At 51.4% G+C, this 10,997-nt stretch carries 10 protein-coding genes; 2 read left to right on the top strand and 8 right to left on the bottom strand.

Features of this window, described 5'->3' with window-relative positions; genetic code table 11:
• The first annotated feature begins 197 nt into the window (after window positions 1–197).
• Window positions 198–809: a CAP domain-containing protein gene (locus tag HOK28_17840; GenBank protein MBT6434965.1), complete on the top strand. Its 612-nt coding sequence runs from the start codon at window positions 198–200 to the stop codon at window positions 807–809.
• 32 nt (window positions 810–841) lie between these two features.
• Here the strand turns inward: HOK28_17840 and HOK28_17835 are convergent, their stop codons facing one another.
• The 8 genes from HOK28_17835 to HOK28_17800 all read right to left on the bottom strand — a co-directional run bounded on the left by HOK28_17835 (window position 842) and on the right by HOK28_17800 (window position 10,108).
• On the bottom strand, window positions 842–1,534 hold the full coding sequence (locus HOK28_17835) for a sterol desaturase family protein (GenBank protein MBT6434964.1): 693 nt from the start codon (window positions 1,532–1,534) through the stop codon (window positions 842–844).
• A 31-nt stretch (window positions 1,535–1,565) separates the two neighbouring features.
• The gene (locus HOK28_17830) at window positions 1,566–2,300 is read right to left on the bottom strand and encodes a FadR family transcriptional regulator (protein MBT6434963.1); all 735 of its coding nucleotides are present in this window, start codon (window positions 2,298–2,300) and stop codon (window positions 1,566–1,568) included.
• A 143-nt stretch (window positions 2,301–2,443) separates the two neighbouring features.
• The gene (creD, locus tag HOK28_17825; protein ID MBT6434962.1) at window positions 2,444–3,814 is read right to left on the bottom strand and encodes a cell envelope integrity protein CreD; all 1,371 of its coding nucleotides are present in this window, start codon (window positions 3,812–3,814) and stop codon (window positions 2,444–2,446) included.
• A gap of 202 nt (window positions 3,815–4,016) precedes the next feature.
• Window positions 4,017–5,927 carry a cyclic nucleotide-binding domain-containing protein gene (locus HOK28_17820; GenBank protein ID MBT6434961.1) on the bottom strand — a complete coding sequence of 637 codons (1,911 nt, stop codon included), beginning with the start codon at window positions 5,925–5,927 and terminating at the stop codon, window positions 4,017–4,019.
• A 121-nt stretch (window positions 5,928–6,048) separates the two neighbouring features.
• Window positions 6,049–7,083 (bottom strand): alpha/beta hydrolase, encoded by a 1,035-nt coding sequence (locus tag HOK28_17815; GenBank protein ID MBT6434960.1) that lies wholly within the window; start codon window positions 7,081–7,083, stop codon window positions 6,049–6,051.
• 36 nt (window positions 7,084–7,119) lie between these two features.
• Complete coding sequence (locus HOK28_17810; protein MBT6434959.1) at window positions 7,120–8,913, bottom strand: caspase family protein; 1,794 nt, start codon at window positions 8,911–8,913, stop codon at window positions 7,120–7,122.
• Window positions 8,910–9,668, bottom strand: coding sequence for a hypothetical protein (locus HOK28_17805; GenBank protein ID MBT6434958.1), 759 nt, complete (start codon window positions 9,666–9,668; stop codon window positions 8,910–8,912). The genes HOK28_17810 and HOK28_17805 overlap by 4 nt, the downstream gene beginning before the upstream one ends.
• Complete coding sequence (locus HOK28_17800; protein MBT6434957.1) at window positions 9,665–10,108, bottom strand: sigma-70 family RNA polymerase sigma factor; 444 nt, start codon at window positions 10,106–10,108, stop codon at window positions 9,665–9,667. Before HOK28_17800 ends, HOK28_17805 begins: the two co-directional genes overlap by 4 nt.
• A gap of 272 nt (window positions 10,109–10,380) precedes the next feature.
• On the opposite strand from HOK28_17800, the gene HOK28_17795 reads away from it, so the two are divergent.
• The coding region (locus HOK28_17795) for a DUF1595 domain-containing protein (protein ID MBT6434956.1) at window positions 10,381–10,997 on the top strand (617 nt) is incomplete at its 3' end.

The raw sequence follows: 10,997 nt of genomic DNA, 5'->3' as shown, positions 1-10,997 counted from the left end.
CATCGAACAATTCGAACAAGAAAAAGCTCTTATGACGAACCTTCAGAAAAAGCAGGGCCGGCAATACCCCTAAGCTATCAGCAGGCTATTTAATTACGCATAGAATATTCAGCCACTTCCAGCGTCCTCCTGCAAGCATGAAACATGCTCAAAAGAAGGGGGTTCATGTACCCCAATCCTATACTGGAGCCCTCAATATGAACTCATACACTGCGTTTAGTACAGCACTCACTCTTGGCCTTCTCATGATACTCACAGGCTGTGGCTCAGCAGTCCTCCATGAATCATGGGACTCCGAAACCCAACCTACTCCAGAATTACCAATTCTAAGTTCAATCACCCCGTGTATTGAATTCGAAGACAGCTGGGATCCTGAGTCGACGGAGTTTGAACGACAAGTCTTAGAGTTGACCAATCAACGCCGAGCCGAGGGTGCCGACTGTGATACAGAAGGCGTTTTCGAGCCAGCTGGTCCCCTGACCCTCAACACAAAACTCCGGTGCGCCGCCAAGTCTCACAGCTTCGATATGGCTGAACGAAACTATGTCGCCCACATCAGTCCCGATGGGACATCTCCCGCAACACGCGTTCAAAACGCCGGTTACGCCTATCAGATCGTCGGAGAAAATATTGCTGCAGGGCAAACAACACCAGAGCAAGCCGTAGCGGGCTGGATGCACAGCGATGGACACTGTGCCAACTTGATGAACCCGTCATACGAAGAGATGGGAGCCGGATACGCACCCAGCGACCAACCTCCCTATTACCATTATTGGACTCAGGTATTTGGAAAACCACGAAACTTCTAAACCGGAGCCTAGACCTATCTCAAAGCAAATCTTCAGGGAGCTACAAAACCATCATCCACACCAAGTGTTTTACAGGTATCTGATTTTACAACATGACCTTCAGGATCAGTTCCACAAAACCGGTCGATGGCAGGCACTGTGAAGCTGAACCAATAGTTCTCATTCTTAAAATGATGCAATGTATGATTCTTGTAGATTTTCTTCACATAGTCAGAACTTGGTCTGTAAGGGCTGTGCGTTAAGAAGTGCGTCCACTCATAAATCATGGTCACCAACGTGTAGGCAGCAATACCCGTGCAGGCGAACTCCAAACTTGGCGCGAATAACAACCACAAACCAACATGAAGAGGAATCATCGCTAGAACAAATCCAGTTGGTAAGAACGTCGTTTCCAGTATCCAAGGAAAGCTATGATGATACCGGTGCCGCTTTGCAAACATCGGATCAAACTTATGACCCAAAATCATTCTGGGCTTCAAATGCAGAACAGTCTTGTGAAGAAACCACTCCTGAAATGGCCACCACAACGCAACGGCGACAACAACAGCCAGTTCCCAAACTGAGAATGGGGCTAGAAGGCTCCGCAAAAAGACGAAAAGAAGCACCTTAGCACCAAGAATCTTAGGCGTTGGAAACCGAAAAAATAAAGCCGCCGCACCCGTAAGGGTTTTAGCTTCCGGAATAGTTTTGGCACATGTCACGGTTGTAGGCGCGATGCTGTTCATATCTTCCCTAAACAGATAGCGATAACGACTGCTACTGAACTTTCTCCAGATCGGTCAAAACCAACTCTAGAGCTTTTGAACCCAAGCCAACGATTTTGGCTGCTTGCTTTTGTGCGGATGTTTTATTGTTTGCCTGGAGCGCCTTGGCCAAAGCCTCGTATTGCTTCAGCGCACGAAGCTCTTCAGCGAGAACGTGGCTAAGATGCTCCTGAACCTGGCTGTAAACAGCTTCCATCGAGTTGTAGGCCAGCTGATATGGCAGGCTTTTCGACGCACCAACGACTGTTCCCCAAAATTGCATGGCAAGCTCTTGTAAAACCAGTATGTCGTCTTGCGCACTTTTCATTTGAGCAACCAGAGCAAATAAGCTCTCGGCATCTTCTGAAGAGCAATGTGCAGCTGCACGACCCGCCACCTGCAAAGCCAGAGTTGCACGCATATCGATAACACTTCGTACAATGTCGGTATTGATGATCCCACCGGGGCCCACCACCATCGCACCTAATATCTCTAAACCTGCAGTTTTCCGAAAATCTCGAACGGAGGTGGCTCCTCCTTGATGAATAGAAACCAAACCGGCCTGCTCCAAACGCTTCAGGCCTTCGCGAACCGCACCGCGATTCACCTGAAGGTGCTCGCACAACACTCGCTCTGATGGGAGGGTTTCACCCGCTTCCATGGCGCCATGAACAATTTTATCACGCAGCTGCTCGAAAACGGCAGTCGCCAGCGACTTCTTGCTGATCGGTTCTATCTTGATCCCCATACCACAATGTATGTCACTGGATGACACACTTGTCAACTGGTATGACAAGTTTACCAGCGTCCCAGCCTGGCCAAACTCCATGGAACTTCACCATAAAGTCTGAACCACCGCGTAGCCTTACTTGGATATGGACCATACCGGGGTTAGCCCGTCGTGACCGGTCCAGCCTCTCTCTCCCCACTCCAGTCTATATTGCGGGTAAGATACATCACCGCCGCCAACACCCCGAAGAGGCCCATAGAGCCTGCCAGAAGCGCGTAGCCTTGGTTCACAAGGAGCATGTAGAGATAAGCGTAGAGAAGCGACAATACGCCGGCCACAACCGACGCACGCCCACCAGTTTGAAGCACCGTTTTGCAATAGCCCGCCACCAAGCCACAGACCATGGACGAAGCGATGCAATAAGCCCACAAGAAGCCAATGTGCTCAGCCAGAGACAGCTCCAAGAGATAAAACATGCACATCGCCGCGCCCACCATCACGTATTGAACGGCGTGAATGCGCAGCCCGCTTAACACCTCAAACATCCAAAGCGTCATAAACACCATAACCATAAAGAGCACATCGTATTTCACGCTGCGCAGCGCCATGCTGTATTCATCCACCATGACCTTAAAGCGCACACCCATATAAGAGCGGCTCATACTCTCCTCATGCGCGCGCAAGCCAAGCCACCTTTCGGGGAAATTTCTCCCTAAAAGATTCACTTCCCACTTTGCATCAAAGCCCGGCGCATCTGTCTTGCTTACTTTGCGCTCCACCGGCAACCAATTGCCTTGAAAGCTTGGGTGAGGCCAATCCGAGGTTATGTGAATATTGGTTTGCGAGCCCATCGGCGCCACATACAAATGCTCACTCCCCTTTAAGCTCAGGTCCATCGCAAAGCCCCGAGTGGCAAGCTTTGCCTGCTCTTTCGTGAGCTTGGCGTGTATGCCGGTACCCGTTCCAAAATTCGAGCCGGGCTCAAGCTTAAGCTTATCCTTGCCCCAAGTGAGATCTGTAGCCGAAGAAAGTGCTCTCGCATCGGAAATAAAAAAGTTAACGGTAGCCCGATGCCAAAGGATGTCTTTTTCTTCGATGTCCCAACCGGTAAATTTGCGTTCTTTATATTGTCCACTTAACTTTATCTTCGAGTTGTAAACCGGCACCTCATAAATACCGCGGTAGAGTTCGTCGCTTTCCACATCAGCAACCACCTTGAGTGTTGCAGGTAAGAACATCGCGTCGCGGGTGATGTATGTTGACTCTTTCACCACACCTTTTTTCTTTTCATCCTCAGTGTAAACAGGCTTCACCTCAACCCGATAAGGCACCACCATCACCGGCCCCATCAGCTCTTGGTGATGGCCCCATTTCGAGGTTACATCCGCCACCACGCTGTCTCGGCTTCCCTCTCGCTCCCAAATCACACCGCGCAGCATCGCCACGGGGATTTGCATCAAGATGATAATGAATCCAATCAGTAAGACTTTTAAAAAGGGTTTCGCGTTGTTCAATTTTTCGAGGTGCTTCATCGTCTCTCCCATAAGCGCCTTTTGCGCTTGAGTGTTTCCCGGGAGAACATCTTCATGAAACGTGCCATTGTTGGCGTTTCGCTAAGGCCCAGTAGATAAAGTAATATTGAAGGTCGCTGAAAAAAGTGTGTCCAGAGAGACACAAAAGAGCGGTTGGGTGCTGTGTCAGATGAGACACACGAGCGCGTCGAACTCTAGGAAGCTACTTCTTTTTGCGCTCATAAATAATATCATCAATGAAAAACTGGAAGTTCTCATTGTGGTGGTAAAGGTAGTCCACCAGCTCACGGCTGATGGCGTAAGCGCGGACCGGAGTCTCGGTTACAACAGAGGCGTTGGCCTTGCCTCTCATCATCAAAGACATCTCCCCAACCACATCGCCCGGGCCCAAGGTGGTGATAATCCGCCCACGGCTAAAGTAACCGGCACCCACCAAAACCGATACCTGGCCCTCGTGAATCAAGTAAAACGCATTGGGCCACTCGTTCTCTTCAATCAAGAGCGTATTGTCTGGGAACTCCACACAACACACCAACCGCGCCAAGGCATCCAAAGCGTCTACCGGCAAACCCTTCATCAAGGATGCGCGCCTTACGAAAACCATAAAGTCGGTGACCAAACCCTCATTAAACTCAACATGCTTGGTACCCTTGGGCATGGTCTCTAAATCCAGCACATAGCGTTTTTCTTCACGAAGCCCCAGCTCACCAGACTCTGCACGAAGCTGAGACCGCTTGGGCGCCGGAAACTTTCCCGTCTTCCGAAAAATATTTCGCTGTGCGAGCCGGTTGCGCATCAGGTTGCGGATGTAAGTTGAGAAATGGGTGTTGTGGTCCAAGAGATGGCGAAAGAGCTCATCCGTAATCTCAAAAACCGTCACATCGTTTTCAGCTTTTACGGTAGCCGTACAATCTGCGCGTTCAAACACAGACTGTTCACCGATAAAATGGCCTGGCCCCAAGGTGGTGACCTTGGTCGGCGTTCCAAACATCCCGGTACCCAGCCAAATTGACACCTCACCGGAGACTGTACCCATCAGGACATCGTTGGGCTCACCTTGGCTTAAAAGCACCTCACCTTGGCTGTACCTTCGGACCGGCAAACCATTGACCAACGCCTCAATCTCGCCCACGTTTTTGCCCTTTAAAAGCGACATGCCTCTCAAGATAGCGGTGAGCTGAGCCAACTCTTCCTCACCAAGGTCATCGACTCCGAAGAGGTTCGTGGGTTTAACCGGCTTCGGAGGGCCGGAGAACTTAGGCGGCGGTAAACTCGCTGTATCGGCTTCTTCCTCTCGCACCCAAAAGGCGCTGCAATCAAACTCGTTTTGAAAATACTTAAAACCCGTGCCCGCCAAGCTCGCTTCGCCCCGACCGATGAGCAAACAGCCTCCAGGAGCCAGCCTTTTGCGCACTTTAGCCAGTATCTCGTTCTTCATCTCGCCCGCCATGTAGAGCAAAACGCCGCGCATATAGATAATGTCGCAAATTGGTAATCTTTTAAAATCACCATGTATATCGGCGCGCTGAAAACTCACCATATCGCGGTGTTTACTCAGTAACTGCCAAGATTGTTCTTGGCGGTCAAAGCTCTTCTCAATCAAGCCTACGGGCATCCCCCGGTTGATTTCGCGATCGGTAAAAACCCCTTGGCGCCCGCGATGCACTTTGGATTCGGAAGCATCGGTGGCAAAAATTTTAATCTTCCAGCCTTCAAGATCTGGAATTGCCTCATTGATCATAATGGAAAGCGAGTAAGGCTCCTGGCCAAGCCCGGCTTCAATGCAACCAATGGTTAGCTCACGTGAGGGCCGTAGCTCCTTCAAGCGCGGGACATAAGCGTGCCTGAAAAATCGAAAGTCACGGAAGTCGTGGAAAAACCCATTGGGCGATTCAAAGAGGCTCTCGACCCAGTTGCGCACAAACCCTTCGGTCTCTCCAGATTGCAGCCACTCAATCACCGCCTGAACATCGGTGAGATTCTTCTGGACCATGAATTCTTCGAGAAAGCTTAAAACAAGAAAATCATCGGCCGAGTGCAGCGCGATGCCAGTTTCAGCTATGATAAATTGGCGAAAGAGTTTCAGCTCTTCGTCGGTAATTTGGTCGTCCACGTAAACCTCGTCGAATTCTCCTGAAGTCTAGCGTATAAAAGGAAGCGGGAGCCAGAGAGCCCAACAAGACCTCTTAATTGCTCAATGAAATCAGGCAAGTTGTGTAATCCGGCCAATAAAATTACTCGGCACCAGCCACAGCTCGAGCGTCCACAGCACGAATCACCCTGGCAACTTCCGCCGGGATTCGGTGACCAATCCAGTGATCCACACCTTCAAATGTCTCCACTTCGAGGTCTTCTACATAAGCATCCAAGCCTTCAGCATTCGTAGCCAATACTGCTGAATCATCAAGGCCCCACATCACCGTGGTAGGCACCGTAACCTTCGGTAAGAGACCCGCCATCAGCGCCTCTGTCTCGCCGTAGTCGAGTGAGTTGGCGCGGTACCAATTTAAGCCGCCAGTCATCGCTCCCGGCTGCGACCAAGCTTCGCGGTAAATCGCAAGGTCTTCATCACTGAGAAATTCCGAGAATGAACTCGACCAATAATCGGCATTCAAAACAGTTTCGGCTCCTGGGCTGCGAAAGAAACTCATATAGCCCGAGGCGGCCTGCTGAGCTGAGTCGTTCTCAATCAAATAGCTAAATCGCAAGGGGTGAGGACCATTGGCGGCGATAAACCCTCGAATATGAGCATCTGGCGTGTGGGCCACCATCCAGCCAATGGGGCCGCCCCAATCATGCGCCACTAAAATCACCGGATCTGGGCTCACCAAAGGCAGCAGATTGACGATGTCTTGGGTGAGGTGCGGGATGGTATAAGCGTCCACCTCTGCTGGTTTGTCGGAGAGGTTGTAACCCCGCTGGTCTGGAGCAATGAGGCGATATTCTAAAGCGAGTTCATCCATCACCTTGTTCCAGCTGTAGTGAAACTCCGGGAAGCCGTGCAAGAAGACAATGGTTTGGCCGCTGCCTCGGCACGCCACATTCAAGGTCACCTCTCCCACATCAATCATGCGTTGTTCACGCTCATCGGCTGGGCAGTCATCGTGCCATGCGTTGGGATCGACCGGTTTCGGTTCTTCATCAAGCGAATCTCTTGGATCGGCAGGTGTTTCTTCGCCGAGTTGTTCAGCATTCTCACTTTGAGATGTAGAGCATCCACTGAAGAGTAGACAAATAAAGGCAAACCAAACGACAGTGTGTAATTTCATGAAGGCTCTCCCCAAGCTAAACCTGGACGAGACCTACTACCACCGCCACCATAAATCTAGCACCGGCCCAAGACCTTGTTCGCTCAGCGCGATGGATTTCGTTGCGGATACAAAGGGTGCGCGCCCTACCCCGGCGGCGATTTTGAAAATCCCAAATGAATAGGCGTAAACAAAGCTTCCGCCCCAGCTCCATGGGTTTTCATCAAATGCATCAGGCGCAATCACCACATTGCGGCCCTCGAGATAGAGCTGCAACATATGATTCTCACCCAGCACCCAGGTGATACTGGTTCCTGCGGTAATCGCTTGGGTTTCCCACTCCACCTGCCATTTTTCATCTTCATCCGACTTTCCAAAACCCCAGAGGTCGGGACCAGAATCCAAGACCCAGTGGGTATTCCAGGATAATATCAGCGACGGCAACACCCGCCACGATGTAATTAGACCAGCCCGCAAACCAAGATAAGAGCGCTGCGACCCGTAAAAAGCTCGGCCAAAAAACGACTGGGTAAAACCTGCCTCCAAAGAGAGGAGCCAATCTTCATGATTCACCAATCGGTACTTGGCCATCAACGCAGGTGTAAGAAGCGCTGTACCCAAGACATCAAATGACAAGGTCACGTCATCGTTTAGCCCCACTTGAGCCTTTTGCAAACCCACACTCCACTCGCCGCGGCGAAGTGTATAGGCGGTATTCGTGAGATAAGGCGACCCATATTTCCACGAAGGCTCAAACACAGCAGATGTGTATCCCTTGGTCACATCCTCCTCGTAAGGCACGGTGTGCATTTCTTGGTCCCGCACCTGATGGTTGGCACCTTTGGCCAGCGCCACTTTTTGCACCAACACCGCAGAAGGCAAGCGTTTCTTGATGTAGTAGTCCCCTTCTGGGAGCCAGAGCTTACGCTGAGCACCTGCTTGCTTATTCACCTCGGCCACAACTTGGTCGCGGGCTCTATCAAATACCAAGTAGCTACCGGCCACTCCATTGCCGAAAGTCATCACAGAAGGCATCTCGAGCCAGCTCACCACCAGCTGCTTTTGCCCGGTAATCTTGTACTCATAAGTTGGGTGCTGCAGACCCGTACGAGATTCCGTAGAGCGTGCGAGCGTATGTTCATAACTGTAAGTATACGCTTCTTCCAACGTCACTTTTCGGTCTTGGTTGCTATCAGCGGCGCCCCTCAGACCACTTACAAAGAAGTGCGAAAACAAAGAGCCACCCAAATCATCGCGCTCCACCGAGGCTTCCTCAGCGGTGCTCGACGTGATCAAGACCGCGCCTTCAACCGCAGGCTCATGGGCCCATTGAATATCCACACCGGGGCGCATTTTGCCGCCCTTCACCTGGGTCATGGCGCCCGATTCGCATGAGTCTAAAATGGCCACACGCACTTTCGTGGCTTCGTCTTTTAGAAAAGCGCGCACTTCAGACAAGGGCAGAGCTTCGCCTTTGAGAAACAAACCCTCGTGATTGGCATGGCCCGAGTAATAGAAAATCACTTGCTCAGCGCTGGTCGAACCACTTCGCAACAACTCCAACGAAGCTTTCAGCTCTTGTGCTGTGGGATCTAAAAGAAGTGTGGCGTTCGCTGGCTCAATGCCGCCAAGCTCCACCAGCACATCACGCATCTTGCGGGCATCGGTGTGTGCATAACGCAGAGGCACTAAACCCGGCGGCGCCACATTGGATCCCACCAAAAGTGCTCGGCGCTCACCGGCCCATGCGTCACTTGATACTGACAGGCCCATCAACAAGCACAACGCAACAAAGCCCGGTGTTAAAAACCGGGCTATTTTTGCCAATATTTGAGAACTGGTCTGCATCATGGCTTCTTCACAACCAGCGACCATTGATGGCTGCCTTCAGCCAATCCCTCAACCCGGTCATCTGGCGCCATACTCATATTGCGAATTTTGGCAACCACCGCATCCACTTGCATCGGCTTGGAACTCGTAACCAGTACAAACCGTTCAAAGCCCGGGGCATCATCCAGCTCGTAAGAGTTGGGAAGGTTCGATGGAGATTCCGTAATCTTCCCACTCTCTCCATTCACCGGAAAGTGAAGAGTGACTTGGCCATTGCCATCTTGTGAACAAACCACCGCATATTGCTCAGCTGCGCCCACCACACTAAGCTGTAAGCGGTCCCCTTCTTGCGCCAAAGCACCAGCTTCCAAACGCTCAAGAGAATCGCTGCTAACTTTATGAGCCACTAAATAGGACGCCACACCCTTCATCCGGTATCCCGGCTCTTCGTCTGCCTCAGGCAAGACCATCACCACCGCGAGCACTGCGCACGCTGCCACCACGGACCAGCGCATCAAACGCTGTGTGAAACTGCCCTTATCCGCCAGTGCTTCATTCCCCTTGAGCTGACGCAAACGAGATTCCACCTCTCGCTTCACCTCATCCACAGGGTGCATTTTAAGAATGTCATCGTTACTGGCCGCAATATCGTTAAAGCGTGCCAAAGCGTCTTCGTCTTGCTGAAGGGCAGCTTGCAACTTACTTGCCTCTTCACCTGCAAGTTCTCCCAAAGCCAAACGCTCAAGCTCAAAATCTGCAATATAGGGCTGGGTCATGCCGCTGCCTCCATCAATGCCTTAGACTTTTGTTGAAACACCCGTAAACGCTTGCGAACACCTGAGACGGATAGGCCCACCATGTCGGCCACCTGCTCCAAAGTCATTCTGTCTACGTAATGCAACACTGCCATGGTCCTGGTTGAAGTTTCTTCGTGCTTAAAGAGCTGCCCCAATATCGACCGAATCTCGGTCATACTTTCCAAATTTTCATCGTGGGCAATCATATTCAATAAACGCTCGTCCCGGGTTTCTGGATGCCGCACCTTGGTGCGAATCTTGTTCAAGCAAATGTCTGTCGCCATTTTGTAGAGCAGAGATGACGGAGCTGTAAGCACAAGCTTCTCCTGACGCCGAATGACCTGCACAAATACATCGTGCATGGCATCAGACGCTTCATCCCCTTCTCCAAGCAAACGCCTGCATCGCCGAAGCACCATCGGCCCAAAACGCTCATATATCTCTTCAATCTCGATTACTTATTTCCTCGTGCTATCTATGAACCACCGCGTATTGAAAAATGTGTCACTCTTATTCAAAAAATAGTGTTTTTAGCTTCCCACCACAAACTACGCAGTGCGTCGTGATAAAAATCTATTAAAATCGAATTGGGAGTAACAGATTCTCCTGGCCCCGGTGGTACAGAGGTGGACACCCTTTGGTTCACGGGCCATGGTGTCTTTAAACCCCTGCTTTAAGCCGGAGATTATCTATGGTTCACGTTCGCAAGCCTCACCACACACCCGCTTCGTGGTTACCAGGCTTACTCACCACCTGCTCCTTGATGCTGGCAATAGCCTGCACGAGTTCCGCGGTCACGCCGCCGGAATCACCGCTCTTGGCGCTCACCCCCACCGAATTCAACAACACCATCGCGGACCTTTACGCGTTTCCCCGCAATGGCGAGAGTTGGCCAGAGCCCCACCCGGTGGCTGAAACAATTGCTCCGCCTCTGGGCGAACGGGCTGGACTCTTTGGCCAAGCTGCCATCGAAGTCCTTCCGTGGCCTTGGGTGTTTCCCGATGAAATCGGCTTAGACGAATTTGAAGGTATGGGCGACGGGCAAATTCCTTCAGCCTACCAAGTTGAGGAAATTCAGAAAGCTGCGAACCATTTTGCTGCCTACAGCCTGGTCTCACCCATCTTTTTCACATGTGAAAACTGGGACAACCTAGCCAATGAAGAAGCAACAACTTGCGGCTGGTCCTCTATCCTGCGTTTTGCCCAGCGCGCTTGGCGCCGCCCCATGACAGAGGCAGAGATAACGCGTCTGGAAACCTACTGGAACCAAACCCGTAATGCCGCAACATTGCCAGAAGCCGTGGCACT

It is taken from the genome of Deltaproteobacteria bacterium (genome assembly GCA_018668695.1).
Taxonomy (GTDB): Bacteria; Myxococcota; XYA12-FULL-58-9; order XYA12-FULL-58-9; family JABJBS01; genus JABJBS01.
Note: the sequence above shows the minus strand (reverse complement) of the source record. Positions and strands in the feature narration are given on the sequence as shown.

Coding starts and splice junctions, on each gene's coding strand:
- HOK28_17840 (MBT6434965.1), top strand. CDS start 198: ATGAACTCATACACTGCGTTTAGTACAGCACTCACTCTTGGCCTTCTC.
- HOK28_17835 (MBT6434964.1), bottom strand. CDS start 1,534: ATGAACAGCATCGCGCCTACAACCGTGACATGTGCCAAAACTATTCCG.
- HOK28_17830 (MBT6434963.1), bottom strand. CDS start 2,300: ATGGGGATCAAGATAGAACCGATCAGCAAGAAGTCGCTGGCGACTGCC.
- creD (MBT6434962.1), bottom strand. CDS start 3,814: ATGAAGCACCTCGAAAAATTGAACAACGCGAAACCCTTTTTAAAAGTC.
- HOK28_17815 (MBT6434960.1), bottom strand. CDS start 7,083: ATGAAATTACACACTGTCGTTTGGTTTGCCTTTATTTGTCTACTCTTC.
- HOK28_17810 (MBT6434959.1), bottom strand. CDS start 8,913: ATGATGCAGACCAGTTCTCAAATATTGGCAAAAATAGCCCGGTTTTTA.
- HOK28_17805 (MBT6434958.1), bottom strand. CDS start 9,668: ATGACCCAGCCCTATATTGCAGATTTTGAGCTTGAGCGTTTGGCTTTG.
- HOK28_17800 (MBT6434957.1), bottom strand. CDS start 10,108: ATGGTGCTTCGGCGATGCAGGCGTTTGCTTGGAGAAGGGGATGAAGCG.